The organism is Flavobacterium sp. (assembly GCF_004211145.1).
In the GTDB taxonomy this organism is placed as follows: Bacteria; Bacteroidota; Bacteroidia; order Flavobacteriales; family Flavobacteriaceae; genus Flavobacterium.
Genome location: NZ_SEBS01000006.1, coordinates 79150 through 95878, shown reverse-complemented (window position 1 = coordinate 95878; position 16729 = coordinate 79150). Strand labels below are relative to the sequence as shown.

The following is a 16729-nucleotide window of genomic DNA, read 5'->3' as shown; positions in this document are numbered from 1 at the left end:
ACGACAAATAATGACGATTTTCCGGTTCGGGCTCGGGAAAGCTATAATAGGACCCGATACCATCGAAACCTGGGCGCGCAAAATCATCGATACCGACGCGACGCGCACGGATTACGTCTTGGGTTTGACCGACGCCGGCACTTTGGGAAACAACGAGACGCTTTCGATCCTTTTTAAAAACTCGGATAAGATAGATTCGGAACTCTGGCCAATTGTCTTCGGGCTGACTTCAATCCGATTGAAATCAGACCAGATAAATTTGAAACAGGCCTGCTACACCGTCGAGCAAGCCAGCATCGAAGTGTTCCGCGAAACCGGGGAATTCATCGGCGGAATGGGCTTGGACGATTCGTATTATCTCGCCGATTCCAAAATTTACGGCACGTTGAAACTCGTGCGCGAGGAGTTTGATTATTTGACGGGCGAATATGAGGACTTAGGTCGTGACTTTTTATCGGCTATCAAATAAATTCGATGGTATTGAAAAATCTGATCGTACTGCTTTTTGTTTTTGTGAATGCGGTAATTGCCCGCGGCCAGGACGTGCGCTTGACGTCGATAGAAACCAGATATGACACCTTACCTCCTGGGAAAATCATCCGAAGTTTAGCCGTGAATTTGAAGAACTCCGAGCCAAACATCAAAATTGTGATGACGCGAATCCTTGAAACAGAAATTTTCTACAAAGACAGCTCGATCTCCAAGCGCGACACAACCGAACGCCGCTGGTTTGACCTGAGCGTTTATATTACAGCAACTGAAAATATCGCGAACATTTCGTCGATCAAAGGAAAAGTCGAGGTCTTATATTCAAGAACAATTCCTCCCGAAAAGAAAAAACCTCGCGAAAAACAAAATGACAAAGCCACAAAAATCATCTACTTCGATCTTCCGATTTCGAACTGATCAACTCAACAAATAACGTCACGCACAAATCTTCCCAACAAAGGCATTCCCAAATCCCGACCTTCGACTTTCGACTTTCGACCATTACAGTATCCGCCAAAGGCATTCCCCAAACCAGTCCTTCATCATTCGTCATTCGTCATTCGTCATCCTCACTCCCCGCCAACGGCATTCCCCAAACCAGTCCTTCATCATTCGTCTTTCGTCATTCGTCATCCTCACTCCCCGCCAACGGCATTCCCCAAACCAGTCCTTCGTCTTTCGTCTTTCGTCATTCGTCATCCTCATTCCCCGCCAAAGGCATTCCCCAAACCAGTCCTTCATCACTCGTCTTTCGTCATTCGTCACTCTCACGCCCCGCCAAAGGCATTCCCAAATCCCGACCTTCGACTTTCGACTTTCGACCATTACAGTGTCCGCCAAAGGCATTCCCCAAACCAGTCCTTCATCATTCGTCTTTCGTCATTCGTCATTCTCTCTCCCCGCCAAAGGCATTCCCCAAACAAGTCCTTAATCATTCGTCATTCGTCATTCGTCTTTCTCTCTTCCCGCCAAAGGCTGTCCCAAAATCCCCAGCCCCGCCGGAAGCGGCAGCCTTTCACCACAAAAAAACATGTTTTGCCGACGCGCGACAGCGACCAACGGAAGCTCGACGCGCAAGTGCAAAACACTTTTTTTGGGTGAAAGCTATAGCGGACAGCGGGAAAAAGCTGCCAAATCAACTGAAAAACAAGCAATTGGAAATGTTAAAGCCAATCATATAATAATATCTTAAAATTATGTAAAAGCCCGAGGCGGTCCGGAAACTAATTTAGCAAAACAGAAAGGGACAAAACTTTTCAACTAAACTAAGTCGAAACCTAAAAATAAATAATCATGAAATCACTATCTCTCTTTATCTCGGTCGTTGCGCTTATCGTGTCAGGATACTTTTTTGTCGTCGATTTCAGGATTTCGTTTGAGGCGAATTACCTCATCTACATGGGCATGTTGCTAACGCTGATTTTCATTTGCATCTTGGGAATCTTGCTGAGCTCGCCACTTGTAAACCGCAGCAAAAAAAGAGCAAGAACGCTTATCTACAACAGTTATATGCGTGAACGCACCAGAAATAAGAGCTTCGACTCTCAGTTGGGGATGCTTTAAGATTTGAAATCTACTATAGATTTTAACCTCGGAATGGTTCGCTTTGGCGGGCCATTCTTTTTTTTGCTGAGTACAGAGTGCAAGGTGCAAAGTACAGCGTTGCTTACTAAACTTTGCACCTTGCGCTTTGCACTTTGCACTTTACACTTGCACTTTGCACCTTGCACCCTTTTCCATAACTTTACACTTTAAGCCAATCCAAACACATGAATCTGATCATAATCATCGTCGCGTTCTGCGTGGCGCTCGTCGTTGGTATCATAATAGGGAAAATGCTCGGAAGCGCTGCGGCGAAGACCGAGAGTTCGGCGTTGCAGGAGAAATTGCTTGGGGCGAATTCGCAGTCGGAGTTGATACGCGCGCAACAGGCTTCGGACAAATTGAACTACGAAAAACAACTCGAACGACAACACGCCGATATCGAAATTTTACGCAACGAAAGGAACGTCTTTGAAGTCCAGCTCGTGAAAAAAGAAGCCGATTTCGACAACTTGCTGCAACGTCATTCCGAACAAAAGGCCGAAATCGAAAAATTACAGGAAAAGTTCACGAAGGAATTCGAAAACCTCGCAAATAAAATCCTCGACGAGAAATCATTGAAATTCACCGAACAGAACAAAGTCAATATTTCATCTCTACTTTCACCTTTACAGGAAAAAATCCAATTGTTCGAGAAAAAGGTCGAGGACACGCACAAGGAATCGATCGATTACCATGCGGCGTTGCGTCAGCAGATCTTGGGTTTGCGAGAAATGAACGAGCAGATGAGCCGCGAAACGATCAACTTGACCAAGGCGCTGAAAGGCGATTCGAAGATGCAAGGCAACTGGGGCGAATTGGTCCTGGAGCGCGTGCTTGAAAAATCGGGTCTTGAGAAAGGACGCGAATACGAAGTGCAGCAAAGTTTCACGAACGAATTCGGGCAACGTGTGTTCCCCGATGTTGTCGTGAACCTGCCCGACGGAAAGAAAATGGTCATCGACTCGAAAGTTTCCCTCGTCGCTTATGAGAAATATTGCAACGAGGAAGACGATTTGTTGCGTGCGGTGCAATTGAAGGAACACGTTTCGTCGATCAGGCGTCATGTGGAACAGCTCGGCGACAAGAATTATCACGATCTCTACCAAATAGAGAGTCCGGATTTCGTGTTGCTTTTCATTCCGATCGAACCCGCGTTCGCAACCGCTTTGAACGAAGATTCCACGTTGTACAACCGCGCCTTCGAGAAAAACATCGTGATCGTGACACCCGCGACGCTGCTTGCGACATTGCGTACGATCGATTCGATGTGGCAAAACCAGAAACAACAGGAAAACGCGTACGAGATTGCAAGACAAGCGGGCGCGTTATACGATAAATTCCACGGTTTTATGGATGACTTAGTCAAAATTGGAAATAAGATAAAGGATTCAAAAAGTGAATACGATAACGCGATGAACAAATTATTTGATGGCAAAGGAAACCTGATCACGAGTGTCGAACGCCTCAAGAAAATGGGCGCGAAAGCCAAAAAAGCCTTACCTGAAAACATCCTGAGACGAGCCGATGCCGAGATGGACCAACTACTGGAAGAATAATGGAATACAAAACTATAAAATCGTCAAAGGTCACGATATCCGAACTCATGTTGCCGTCGCACTCGAACTTTTCAGGCAAAATCCACGGTGGTTACATTCTGATGCTTATGGACCAGATCGCCTTCGCATGCGCGAGCAAATTCTCGGGACATTATTGCGTGACGGCTTCGGTTGATACGGTCGATTTCCTGAACCCGATAGAAATCGGCGAATTGGTCACGATGAAGGCGTCAGTGAATTACGTCGGGAAAAGTTCGATGGTCGTGGGAATCCGCGTCGATTCGGAAAACATCCAAACCGGGAAAGTCAAGCATTGCAATTCGTCCTATTTCACGATGGTCGCCAAAGATGAAACAGGCGGAAACGTCGTTGTTCCGGGCTTGCAACTCACTGATTACAATGAAGTACGCCGTTTTTTCAAGGCGGTGAAAAGAATCGCCACGAAAAAAGAACGATTGGCGCACGAGGAGACTTTTGATCACAAATCGCCTGAAGCCCTGTCAATGCTCAAGAATTATAACGTCCGAGTTGAAATTTATTAAGAGGTTTCCTGACAATTCAAAAACGATTTCGATTATTTATTAGGGTATTTCAAAGGAATGCTGTTAGATGTAAAATATTTGCTATTTTTGATGCTTTCACAAAATTTCCATGAACAAAAATTACCTACTGCCTTCTTTACTGCTGCTATTACTTGCGACGTTCGCATTCTACTCGTGTAATCGCGATGAGGACGAAGACGAATATCTACCCGTATCGCCCGTCGTACTCGATGTGACGCAGGTTCCTTACCCGAAATTGTCCGACTACAGATTTTTCACGGGCGACATCAAAAACCTCGAACCCGCCTATAAAGTCTTGCCTTACAAACCCGCGAGCGAACTTTTCACCGACTACGCGCACAAGAAACGCTTCGTGTGGATGCCGCCCGGAACGAAAGCGACATTCAACGGAAACGACAACGCTCTCGAATTTCCCGTGGGCGCCGTGCTTATAAAAAACTTCTATTATGACGAGTTGTTGCCGAGCCACGAGAAGCGCATCATCGAAACGCGACTGTTGATCAAGACGTCCGAGGAGACGTTCGACGCCGAAGGAAATCCTACAAGTTCGGGTTGGCACGCCTACGATTATATCTGGAACGACGAACAGACCGATGCATTTCTGGATGCCGAAGGAAACGGTGTTTTCCTGCCTTTGAGTTTCGTCGAGAACGGACAGACGAAGGAAGCGTACTATAAAATACCGTCGGCGAGCGAATGTCGTACCTGCCATAAGATCAACGTGAACCAGACGTTGAACGGTGAAATCATGATTCCGATCGGCGTGAAACCGCAAAACCTCAACAATGTTTTCGATTACGGAACGTCCCAGCGCAACCAATTGCAAAAATGGGTCGCCGAAGGTTATCTCGACAGCAATATTCCGTCAGAAATCCTATCGACCGTCAATTATAACGACGCCAGCCAACCGCTTGAACTGCGCGTGCGTTCTTACCTCGACGTCAATTGTGCGCATTGCCACCGCGTCGGAGGACATTGCGATTATACGGACATGCGTTTCAATTTCAGCAACACCGACATCAACCAACTCGGGGTTTGCATGACGCCTCAATTCAATGTGGAAGGTTTGCCGTTCGTCCTGAATGCGGGCGACGCCGACAATTCGGAACTTATCTATCGTATCAATTCGACCGACGGATCGGTAATGATGCCGTTCATCGGGCGATCGACGGTCCACGAGGAAGGCGTCGCGCTGATTTCAGAATGGGTGAATTCGCTTGAACAAAATTGTGATTAAAACATAACAACTAAACTACTATATCAATGAAAAAATTCTACTTAATCGCACTGTTTTCGCTTCCGGTCCTGGCCGTGGCGCAAGCGGTGAGCTTTACCGCTACTCCACTGGGCGGTACGACATCCTACAATCCTTGTACGGTCGACATGAACGGCGACTATCTCGACGACATCGTTTCGGTCGCTACCAATCAATTGAAGGTGTTCAAGCAACAACCGGGCGGCGGTTTCGTGTTGAGCACGTACGCCGTTTCAGGACTCGGAGTCAATTCGGGAACACCTGATTGGAGCATCGCGGCCGGTGACTTCGACGCCAACGGATTTTGTGATCTGGGCATCGGGAACGGAAGCCGCGTATCGTTCGTGAAAGCGAATGCGACGGGAACGGGATATACGTTCACGGTCGATCCAGAAAATATCTTTTCACAACGCACGAACTTCATCGACATCGACAACGACGGAAATCTCGATTTCTTCGCGTGCGACGACGTCGACTTGAGCCACAGCTACCGCAACGACGGAAACGGAAATCTCCTCCTCGACTGGACACTTATGCCGTCATTCCCATTGGCAGGAAACTATGCGACGGTTTGGATCGACTACGACAACGACGGTGACCAAGACATGTTCATGGCGAAATGCAGAGGCGGAGCCCCGATCACCGATCCGCAACGCATAAACGTGTTGTACCGCAACAACGGCAACGGAACATTTACTGAGGTCGGAGCCGCGGCAGGCGTCAACGATGCAAAACAATCATGGTCATCGGCTTGGGCTGATTTCGATAACGACGGAGATTTCGATTTCGTACTTTCAAACGTTTCTTCGCCCGAAGGAAATGACCACAGCCGTTTTTACAAAAACAATGGAAACGGCACGTTCACTGACATTTTCGCCTCGACGGGAATCGCCGATGAAGTTGGTTCATGGGAAATCATGCACGGGGATTTCAACAACGACGGATGGGAAGATTTCATCTGGCAGAACGAAACCCCGACCGGAAAAATGTACATCAACAATGGAAACATGACGTTCACGGGCCAAGCGACTCCGGCGTCTGACGTAGCCGTAGCCGATCTGAACAACGACGGTTTCCTTGATATGTTCCGCAGCAGCACGATCTGGTACAACAACGCAAACGCAAACAAATGGATAAAACTTCACCTTCAAGGTGTCGAAAGCAATCGTCAGGGAATCGGCGCACGCGTTGAAATCTATGGCGCTTGGGGCAAACAGATCCGCGAAGTCCGAAGCGGAGAAGGTTTCAGCAACATGAGCTCGTTGAACGTGCATTTCGGAATCGGAAGCGCGACATCGATCACGAAAGTAATCATAAGATGGCCATCGGGAATCGTCGATGAAATCCTCGATCCGTCAACGAACGCGGCATTGTTCGTATTGGAAGGTTCGAGCCCGCTTGCCGTTGTGAACCCATCGGTAAAAGCGTTCAGCGTTTCTCCGAATCCGGTCAAGGATGTGATGAACTTCACGTTCACGAACCAAACCGATATCACTTCGGCCAACGTGTTCGACCTAAGCGGCCGAATCGTGTTGTCGTCAACCGCGCAAAACCAACAGATCGATATGCAAAAATTGACAACCGGAACATATATTCTTCAGTTGATGGACGCCCAGGGTAAATTCTACTCGCAAAAATTCATCAAGGAATAATTCCTGAAAACAACAATATAAAAAGCCCTGTTTCACGACAGGGCTTTTTTTATGAACACATTTGACTAAAAGTCAACAACATAGCTTTATAAATAGTATATTTATTTACTAGGATAAACAACTACAAAAAGACTTTTATGAAGAAAATTTTACTCATTGCTTTGTTTTTAGTGTGCTTGCATTCTCAGGCCCAGGATAATTGCGCATCGGCTTTGTCGATAACTGCAGGATCGCATGTGGTGGCGAGCGTGAACGGACCTCAGATACCGTCGCCGCTTTGTTCGGGAAACGCTACCAATGTGACGTCCAGCGAATGGTATTCGTACACGCCTTCGCAAAATTACAACGTGACCATCACCACTGATTTGGCCATAAATGGTTCGGTCGATACCCGATTCCATATTTACACAGGTACATGCGGCAATCTAACTTGCGCGGGCGGCGACGATGACAGTGGCACGTTATACACGCTCGCGTCGATCGACACTTTTTACGCACAATCCGGTATCACGTATCTCATCGCATTCGACAACCGATGGACGTCCGCGGGATTCACGTTCCAACTCTCGGAAACGCCTTATGTAGCGCCAGCGTTCGCGTTTTCACCTCAGGCTATCAGCCCGGCGGGCACGACGAAATCTTGCGTGGTTGATATGGACGGCGACCATTTGGACGACATCGTTTCGGTGAGCCCGACATCGCTGAACATCCTATACCAGCAAACGGGCGGATTCTTATCCTCGACATTGACGACTCCGACTGCCGATTTCCCTCCATCATGGAGCATTGCCGCGGGCGATCTCGACAATAACGGGAAAACTGACCTCGTCTACGGCGGAAGCAGTGGCGTAACATTCATGAAGCAAAACGCGACCGGCACCGCATTTACCGAATGGTCGCCACCAAATTACGTCTTCTCACAGCGCTCGAACATGGTCGACATGAACAACGACGGTCATCTCGACGCTTTCGTCTGTCATGATACTGATCCGAATGTTTATTTCCTGAACGACGGCAACGGTAACCTGACTTTCAATCAAGGCGGACTCGGCGATTGGGCCCAAGGCGGAAATTACGGCTCGATTTGGGTAGATTACGACAACGACGGCGACAGTGACCTTTTCATTGCCAAATGCGGAGGCGGCGGAGGCGGCGGCCAGATCGACGAATTGCACCGCAACAACGGCAATGGCACATTTACGAACATAAGCATTGCGGCCAACCTCGCCGAACCTTCGCAATCCTGGTCATCGGCCTGGGGAGATTTCGACAACGATGGCGACATGGATGCGTTTATCGGCGCGAGTTCGATGGGAAGTGGCGGCCATAAATTAAGGCGCAACAACAACGACGGGACGTTTACCGAGGTTTCGGCGGGTTCGGGTTGGGATACGTTCACGACAACGAATATCGAACATGTCGCGCATGATTTCGATAACGATGGCTGGATTGACATTTTCACGGGAGGAAATACGATCATGAAGAACAATGGAAACATGACGTTTACACCCGTATCGGTTGGCCCGGTAAGCAACGGTCCTATCGGCGATCTGAATAATGACGGCTTCCTCGACATACAGAACACATCCATGCTTTACCTCAACAACGGCAACGCGAACCATTGGATAAAAATCCTGCTGCAAGGTGTCGAAAGCAACCGCAACGGCATCGGGGCACGCGTCGAAATTTATGGCGCCTGGGGAAAACAGATCCGAGATGTGCGCAGCGGGGACGGATTTCGTTACATGAGTTCGCTCAACACGCATTTTGGCATCGGATCGGCAACGGAAATCGAACAAGTCATCATCCGATGGCCGTCAGGAATCGTCGACATAATTGAAAACCCGGCTACCGACGAATCGCTGTTCGTGCTCGAAGGCTCAAGTCTCGCCGTTTCCGGGAACGAAAAACATCCATTTGTAATTTATCCGAATCCGGCGAGCGATTACCTGAATATTTCACACGATACTGACATTGCCTTGAAATCGGCCGAGATATTTGACATCCACGGAAGAAAGGTATTTTCAGGCAGCGTCCAAAAACAAATCGCCGTTGGAAATCTGTCTGGCGGAATATATACGGTTTTGATTACCGACGAACAGAACCGATCCTATGTGCAAAAATTCATAAAACGATAAAACGCAAAAAAAAGCCGCTTCGATTTAGCGGCTTTTTAATTTTATGGCATCGGAACTTCCCGAAGTGAATCGAGCTTATCCAAATGTAAAATCGTGGTCGTGTTGGTTTCATTTTCCGAATACATCAACTCGAACTTCGAGCCGTACACGATTTCCCCGAACGTATATGAAGTCCGCGCCGAAACCGTCGTGCTGAACATGTCGTCGAACGCCTTCACGTAAACGATGACTTCGCCTTCGAGTTTTTCGAAATCATCTTTCGAGAACCCGAAGAACGGGCTTTCCTCGGTGATCGGATGCACCAACGTCCAACTCAAGGTAAGCGCATTGATGCGTTGCATCTCGAGATCGAGCACATAGAATTTATTCGTGACCGAACCGTTTTCCTCGACGCTCATTCCCAAGGTCATCTTGGCTTCGGCGTCAAGCAGATTGGTATTTTTGAAAGGCGCGAGACGAACCATAAAACCCGTTTTGTCACGATAAGGCGCGACGACCGCTTTATCCGAAAATTTCAGGAAAGCGCGCGGCTTGCTGAATCGGCCGTAGAACAAACCCGTCGCGATCGCGAAACTCAACAAACCCGTGAGCGCTTCGGTGGCCGCGAGTGCGCTCGTGAAAAATCCGTTCGGGCTGATGTGGCCGTATCCGACTGTCGTAAACGTCTGGGCACTGAAAAAATACGCCTTCCCGAATTTTACCCATTCCGCTCCGCCTTTCTCGATGCCGTCGAGAGATTCCACGCCGATTCCGTAGTAAAGGCAGGCGAAAAAGAAATTGATTCCCGTGTAAAACAAGAAAAGCACGCATAGGAATTTCCACGTCGGCATGTCGATAAGCGTGTGATACCAACTGATCCGGTTCAAGAAAGGCATGCCGCGCTTGACGACGTTTGACGAACCGTCCTTGTTTATGAAGCGTCCGCCGTAGTTCGACGGATTCGTTCCGTAACCGGAATTCTCGGTCGCTTTCGCGTTTTCGTTCACCTTTTTGAATATCGCCATTACTGTTTCACGACCTTTTGTATGCTTGAACCATTTATTGATTTGATGTCGAGCAGGTAAATTCCGCTTGTGAAACCGTTAAGGTCGATTTGAATTTCCGACGAATTCGCAGCCAGCGTTTTCACGAGTCGGCCACTGATGTCGAAAATATTGATCGCCGAAATTTCAGACGAGGCCGAGACGTTCACAAACCCGTTAGTCGGATTCGGAAACAACTGGACTGTCGAAACCGAAAACTGCGGCGCTTCCAAACTCGACGATGTCGCGATCCAACTCGAAGCCAAAGCGTTGTCGAGGCTTGTACTCGTCAATTGCAGGTACGAACCGTTTCCGTCAGCGTTCGGCCAAGGCGCGTCGTCGTCGTATTCCACAATATCAATCACATTTCCCCAAGCGTCGGCAAGCACGAGTTTTTGGGTGTTGTTCGACAAATTGCGCGTGAATTGCCCGAATGCGGCAAAACCGTAACGGCTCTGAAACGTCGCGGTGTTGCTCGCTATGAACGCGCTTTGCCCCGCGCCCAGTGTTGAATTGTTCGGGAAATTGTATGAAATCCCAAGGTAACTGAAGTAAATTCCCGTCAACGTAACCGTGGTCGAACCGGCATTCTTGATCTCGATGAATTCCTGATCGTTGCTCACGGGAAACGAACCAAAAGTTCCCGGATTGTAATTGATGCGATTGATCACGAGCTGCGGAACCGTCGGGCTGCAATTCGTGTACGGGCCGATGTTGTTGGTCATCCACGTGATGCGGTTGAGCAACCACGTTTTTACATAATTGATCTGGTTGGGCCAGTTCGTGACGGAATTCCAACGTTGGTCGTCGCGTGCCTCGGCCTCTGAAATCAATACGACAGTTTGGTCGATGAACGTCACGATGTTGTTGTGTCGCAACGGCTGTCCGGGCTGCGTCAGGTCGTGGAAGCGCTTGGACAGGTAACATTTGAACGTCGGGTTGTCAAAAAGGTCTTTCCAGAATTTGGCGCCCGTGTTATCGCCGTTGTCGAACTGCCATACGTCGAATTCGCTGCGACCCGGCATTCCGCCAAGATCATTGCCGTAAGTCAGGTTGTAATCCCAGATAGGCCCGGCACGTAATTTCCCCGCGCGATCCTTGTGAAAATACGTACTGAATTGGTACGAATCCACGTTCGACGCATATTCGCTGCTGATCATGAAATCCACGAACGACGGAATGTCGATCAGCGACGGAAATCCTGAACTGATGCTGATATTGTCCAGCCCGGCCGCGGTTTGCAACGAATTGAATTGACCGTGGATGTACGTATTTTGCAAAGGCGTCACATCTTCAGGTTTGGGTAGTTCGTGTATGAAAGCCGTATCGCCATCGTAGGAATCCATATACCAGGCAACCGGATCGCCTCCCGTGGTTTTGTCGGCTTTCGTGATGTAGCCGCCGGTGACGTTCGGAACAGCCGTGTCGGCCGTTGTAATTTTGACCACGTTCACGCGATTCGTGTCGGCCTTTATCTTTTCCTGCAACATGTACAAACCTTTGTAATCGCCGTTTATGACGACCTCGCAATATTGGGTGCGAGGCGCATAATTGCCCATGAGTCGCGCCAAATTGTACGACAGATAATCGCGAAGCATCGATTGGTCGAACGCCAAACTGTTCAAGACCCAATCGTTCTCACTCGGCATTCCGAGCAGGCTCACGTTGTTGTTCGACACATTGTCGGCCAGACGCGTCGTGAGACCGTATGGCTTTTTGTCGAGACTTTGGGAGGTCGAACCGCGGATCTCGATGTCTATGCGACCGTCGTAATTCAAGAACGCCGAATTGCTTTGGTCGGTCATGTAATTGCGCGTTCCGTCAGGACGTTTGATGATTTTCATGTTTGCGAGCACGCGCGGATCGTCGACGATCTCAGACGGTTGATTCGTGTCGGGATCGATGTCGGTGTTTATGATTACGATCGGTAAATTACTGTCGGTAAACGTTTGGGCCGAAACTTTATGCGACGCCAGCATCAGCAAAAAAAGGACGAATATCGACCATTTCAATTTTGGGAAAAGTTGGCTCATTTTGAGATTTTTAGGTGAACAAATGTAACTAATATTACTAAATTGTTAACTGCTATTTTTAACGACAGCCGCACATTAAAAGATGACCGACAACGATACGAAAAGAGTTTCAAGACTTACCGCGATTTTGATTCAGTTGCAATCCAAAAGCCTGTTGACCGCGCAATTTCTCGCCGATGAATTCAACGTTTCCACGAGGACGATCTATCGCGACATCAGGGCGCTTGAAAAAGCGGGCGTTCCGATTGTGACCGAAGAAGGACGCGGTTACACGTTAATGGACGGTTATCGGATTCCGCCTATCATGTTCTCTGAAAACGAAGCGAACGCGATAATGACCGCGCAATTGTTGGTGATGGCGAGCAAGGATCAGTCGCTGATCGACGGGTTTAGGTCGGCGACACAAAAAATTAAGGCCGTGCTTCCGAATCGGCTCAAGAAGCGAATCGAAAACCTCGAACACAAAGTCGCGATCACGAAATTCTACACCGAGAACGGCGCCAAGAGTCAAAATTTACTGCACATCCAAAAAGCGCTTATCGAACATATCGTAATCAAAATTCAATACACAAACGCCGCGAACGAATCGTCCACGCGAGAACTCGAACCGTTTGCGTTGTACAGCAATTCGAACGACGAATGGGTATTGATCGCCTTCTGCAGGTCACGAGACGATTTTCGGTCGTTCTCCCTCAAGAGAATCGAGTCACTTTCGTACACCGACCAAAATTTCGTTCCACAGAACGTGACGTTTGAACACTACCTGAAAAAAATATACGGCAATGAATGACCCTTGCCACACTGTTGTCACATCGGCCGTTTAACTTTGCCGTATCAACGATAAAAAAAGAAATCATGACAACACAACAAGTCGCCGACCGTTATTACGAACTGGCACAAACCGGCCAAAATGAGCAAATCATCAACGAACTGTATTCACCCGACATCGTAAGCATAGAGCCCGAGAACGATTCGAACGTCCCCTTGCGCGTCGAAGGCACGAAAGCCTACAAGGAAAAAGAAAAAATTTTCTTCGAACTCGTCGATGAATTCCACTCGGGATTTTGCAAAGCCCCGATCGTTTCGACATTCCATTTCGCGTGCGCGATGGGAATGGACGTTACCATAAAAGGGTCGCGGAAATTGAAAGAGGAAATTGGTGTTTTTGAAGTTCGCGATGGCAAGATCGTAGCCGAGCAATTCTTCTACGACGACTTCCATTGATTAGAAATTCTTTGACACGGACGAACAGAAATGGCCGGGTCAAAGAGTTATTTTTGGTTTTTGGCTGATTCGTGAACGGATTTTTCGAATGACATTGAAAGTGATGTAGTCGACGGTTTCTTATTTTTGCATCCAAACGGTCATCGGACAAAAAGATACAACCATGGAAAAATCACAGCAAGCAATCGTTTTAACGCGCACCTATGACGCGCCGATTTCAAAAGTCTGGAAAGCACTCACCGAAATCGAACAAATGCGCCAATGGTATTTCCCGATGCTCGCGGATTTCAAGCCCGAAATCGGATTCACGACCGAATTCGAAGCCGGTCCCGAAGGCAAACCCTATCTACATCGCTGGATCGTGACCGAAGTCATCGAAAACAAAAAAATCGCCTACAAATGGCTGTATCCCGCAATTGAAGGCGATTCGACATTAAGCTTCGAAATCGAAAGCGTCGAGCGAGGCACGAAACTCACGCTCACACATTCCGGACTCGAAAGTTTCCAAGCCAACGGTGACCCGAATTTCGAACCGGGCAGCTTCAACGGCGGTTGGACGCATTTCATCCAGGCGTTCGCCGACTACATCGAATAAATAATAAAATACCAATAGACAATAATAATGTCGTTCGTATAAAAATTCCGTCTTTCGTATATTTTTTTATCTCTAATAATTGTAAAGCACTATCTTTAAACTGCTTAACAAACACAATCATGAAAAAATTTACGTTTTTACGGCTGGCCGTCGTGGCTTTGCTGGTTGCTTCCGTGGCTTCGGCCCAAACCGACGTCGATAAGAAACTCAAGGGTTTCGACGCGTACATGGACAAAATCCTGAAAGATTGGAACACGCCGGGCGTCGGTGTCGGCATCGTGGTCGACGGGAAACTCGTCTTCGCGAAAGGCTACGGCTACCGCGATTACGCGAAAAAACTTCCCGTGACTTCAAAAACTTTGTTTCCGATCGCGTCAAACACCAAATTGTTTACGACGGTCGCCGCGGGAATGTTGGTCGATCAGGGAAAACTCGAGTGGGACAAACCGATCCGCGAATCGGTCCCGACGATAAAATTCTACAATTCCGAACTCGACAATTCCGTGACCTTGCGCGACATGCTCGCCCACAGAACCGGAATCTCACGTCACGATTTGCTTTGGTTCAAATCGAAGTTCAATCGGCAGGAACTTTTCGATCGTTTGAAATTCCTCGAACCGAGCCAACCGCTTCGCCAAGGATTCCTGTACAACAATTTGATGTACGCGGCCGTCGGGCAAATCATCGAGATGAAATCGGGCCTGACTTGGGAAGACTTCACGCGCAAGAACATTTTCGCGCCTCTTGACATGAACAGCACGGTCTTTTCAGCGTCCGACATGATGAAGCAGTCCGATTATGGCGTGCCTTTCAATGAAAACCGCGATTCGAATGCGCTCGAGCAAATTCCGTTTTACTCGGACACCGATGGCGTCGGGCCTTGCGGAAGCATCATTTCGAACATCGACGATCTGTCGCATTGGCTCGCGGCGCTCATGAACGAAGGAAAATACAACGGAAACCAGGTTTTGCCCGCGAAAGTGCTCGCACAAACCTTGCAGCCCTCAATCCCCGAATCGAATGCGTCGAATCTCGCCAAAGGTTATACCGAAATCCAGAATCCGATGTACGGAATGGGTCGCGACATTTTGGTATACCGCGGCCAGCAAGTCACTTGGCATGGAGGCGCGCTCCCGGGATTTTATTCGCAAATCGCCTATTTGCCCGAGAAGAAAATCGGCGTGATCATGTTTGCGATCGGTTCGCAAAGTGTTCCGTTGACGCGCGTGATTCCGTTCAATGTGCTCGAACGCATGCTTGGAATGACGCAAACCGACTGGAGCGGACGTTATTTGAAGGACAGACTCGCGGGCAAAAAAGCCGGGACCGAAGGCCGTTCCAAAGCGGGACAAGCTAAAATCCCGGATACGAAGCCGTCCCACAAATTCGAGGATTACCTCGGAAATTACGAAAACGAAGCCTACGGGACGATTTCGATTACCCAAGTCGGAACGGGTTATCAATTGACGCGCGACAACATTTCGCTTCCTTTGAACCATTATCATTACGACCGTTTCGATTCGACCGACGATCCTGAAGACGGGCTTTGGTCGTGTAATTTCCGAACCGATCCGCAGGGCGAGATTTCAGGTTTTGACATGGTGATCGACGAAAACACCCAAACGTTCACCAAAAAAGCCGACGCTTCGTTGAAAGACCCGAAAATCCTCGCGCTCTACACGGGAAAATACACGTTGCCGAACGGAGTAATTCTAGAAGTCGCGACAAAGGGCGATGGACTCTCGGTTTTGTTCCCGGGCGCGCCCGCCATGCAACTCATCCCAAAAAAGGAACGCGTGTTTTCGCTAAAGGAATATCCGGATACGACGGTCGAATTCAACGTGGAAAACAATGTGGTCACGGGAATGACGCAGAAAGATCCGTCGGGCGAATACAAAGTCAAAAAGGTTTTGTGACTTTGCGCAATCGCACCATGAAATTGTCACTTTCACACAGCCGCGATCGCGAACCACAGCCGTATCTTTGTACTGCAATCAATTACTTTAATCATGGAAACCAAATTTGAAAAAATTACAGTCAAAGCGACGGTAAATGCGCCGATCGAAAAAGTTTGGAGCTATTGGAACGATGCGAATCACGTGATGAATTGGAACAGCCCGTCCGATGATTGGCACGCGCCCAAAGCCAGCAATGATGTTCGCGAAGGCGGAAGTTTCTCCTATACGATGGCGGCAAAAGACGGCAGCATGAGTTTCGATTTTGCGGGCGATTACACCGAAGTCGAAGAAAATCATTTGATTTCGTACGCGATGGCCGACGGTCGTAAAGTCAAAAACGTATTCGATGCGAAAGGCGATTCGGTCGACGTTACGGTAACTTTCGACGCCGAAAACCAGAACCCGATCGAGATGCAGCGCGGCGGTTGGCAGGCGATCCTGGACAATTTTAAGAAATACGTGGAGAAAGGTTGAAAGTTTAAGGGTTTAGAGTTTACGCTACCGATTCCAACCCGAAACTCTAAACCCGAAACGAAAAAAACAAAAAAACGTCTTGCAAACCGCAGGACGTTTTCGTTTCCGATACATCGAAAAAATCCACACCACCGGAATAATAACCCAAATCTCCCAAATAATAATCGCACCCGTGTAAACCCAAAG

General features: G+C 48.3%; 15 protein-coding genes. 13 read left to right on the top strand and 2 right to left on the bottom strand.

Annotation, left to right across the window (positions count from 1 at the left end):
• Positions 1–10: 10 nt before the first annotated feature.
• The 8 genes from EOO50_RS04355 (at position 11) to EOO50_RS04320 (ending at position 9237) form a co-directional block, all read left to right on the top strand.
• Positions 11–469 carry a hypothetical protein gene (locus EOO50_RS04355; protein WP_290838232.1) on the top strand — a complete coding sequence of 153 codons (459 nt, stop codon included), beginning with the start codon at positions 11–13 and terminating at the stop codon, positions 467–469.
• An 11-nt stretch (positions 470–480) separates the two neighbouring features.
• Entirely contained in the window at positions 481–906 is a 426-nt protein-coding gene (locus tag EOO50_RS04350) for a hypothetical protein (protein WP_290838230.1), read from the top strand.
• Positions 907–1782: 876 nt separating this feature from the next.
• The gene (locus tag EOO50_RS04345) at positions 1783–2052 is read left to right on the top strand and encodes a hypothetical protein (RefSeq protein WP_290838229.1); all 270 of its coding nucleotides are present in this window, start codon (positions 1783–1785) and stop codon (positions 2050–2052) included.
• 206 nt (positions 2053–2258) lie between these two features.
• The gene (rmuC, locus tag EOO50_RS04340; RefSeq protein WP_290838228.1) at positions 2259–3629 is read left to right on the top strand and encodes a DNA recombination protein RmuC; all 1371 of its coding nucleotides are present in this window, start codon (positions 2259–2261) and stop codon (positions 3627–3629) included.
• Positions 3629–4171, top strand: coding sequence for an acyl-CoA thioesterase (locus EOO50_RS04335; protein ID WP_290838227.1), 543 nt, complete (start codon positions 3629–3631; stop codon positions 4169–4171). The genes rmuC and EOO50_RS04335 overlap by 1 nt, the downstream gene beginning before the upstream one ends.
• Before the next feature lie 109 nt (positions 4172–4280).
• Positions 4281–5429, top strand: coding sequence for a hypothetical protein (locus EOO50_RS04330; protein ID WP_290838225.1), 1149 nt, complete (start codon positions 4281–4283; stop codon positions 5427–5429).
• A 26-nt stretch (positions 5430–5455) separates the two neighbouring features.
• Positions 5456–7099 carry an FG-GAP-like repeat-containing protein gene (locus EOO50_RS04325; protein ID WP_290838224.1) on the top strand — a complete coding sequence of 548 codons (1644 nt, stop codon included), beginning with the start codon at positions 5456–5458 and terminating at the stop codon, positions 7097–7099.
• Positions 7100–7236: 137 nt separating this feature from the next.
• Positions 7237–9237, top strand: a complete 2001-nt coding sequence (locus tag EOO50_RS04320; protein ID WP_290838222.1) for an FG-GAP-like repeat-containing protein — start codon at positions 7237–7239, stop codon at positions 9235–9237.
• Positions 9238–9278: 41 nt separating this feature from the next.
• On the opposite strand, the gene EOO50_RS04315 is transcribed toward EOO50_RS04320, so the two are convergent.
• Together EOO50_RS04315 and EOO50_RS04310 are read right to left on the bottom strand one after the other, a co-directional pair.
• Positions 9279–10241, bottom strand: coding sequence for an ion channel (locus EOO50_RS04315; protein WP_290838221.1), 963 nt, complete (start codon positions 10239–10241; stop codon positions 9279–9281).
• The gene (locus EOO50_RS04310) at positions 10241–12292 is read right to left on the bottom strand and encodes a CotH kinase family protein (protein ID WP_290838220.1); all 2052 of its coding nucleotides are present in this window, start codon (positions 12290–12292) and stop codon (positions 10241–10243) included. The genes EOO50_RS04315 and EOO50_RS04310 overlap by 1 nt, the downstream gene beginning before the upstream one ends.
• A gap of 82 nt (positions 12293–12374) precedes the next feature.
• Here EOO50_RS04310 and EOO50_RS04305 point away from each other — a divergent pair, with 82 nt between their 5' ends.
• From EOO50_RS04305 to EOO50_RS04285, 5 genes are all read left to right on the top strand, one after another.
• Complete coding sequence (locus EOO50_RS04305; protein WP_290838219.1) at positions 12375–13082, top strand: YafY family protein; 708 nt, start codon at positions 12375–12377, stop codon at positions 13080–13082.
• A 65-nt stretch (positions 13083–13147) separates the two neighbouring features.
• The gene (locus tag EOO50_RS04300; RefSeq protein ID WP_290838217.1) at positions 13148–13516 is read left to right on the top strand and encodes a SnoaL-like domain-containing protein; all 369 of its coding nucleotides are present in this window, start codon (positions 13148–13150) and stop codon (positions 13514–13516) included.
• A 163-nt stretch (positions 13517–13679) separates the two neighbouring features.
• Positions 13680–14111 (top strand): SRPBCC domain-containing protein, encoded by a 432-nt coding sequence (locus EOO50_RS04295; protein WP_290838216.1) that lies wholly within the window; start codon positions 13680–13682, stop codon positions 14109–14111.
• Between the two features lie 119 nt (positions 14112–14230).
• Positions 14231–16027: a serine hydrolase gene (locus EOO50_RS04290; RefSeq protein WP_290838215.1), complete on the top strand. Its 1797-nt coding sequence runs from the start codon at positions 14231–14233 to the stop codon at positions 16025–16027.
• 93 nt (positions 16028–16120) lie between these two features.
• Positions 16121–16543, top strand: coding sequence for an SRPBCC family protein (locus tag EOO50_RS04285; RefSeq protein WP_290838214.1), 423 nt, complete (start codon positions 16121–16123; stop codon positions 16541–16543).
• The last annotated feature ends 186 nt before the right edge of the window (positions 16544–16729 follow it).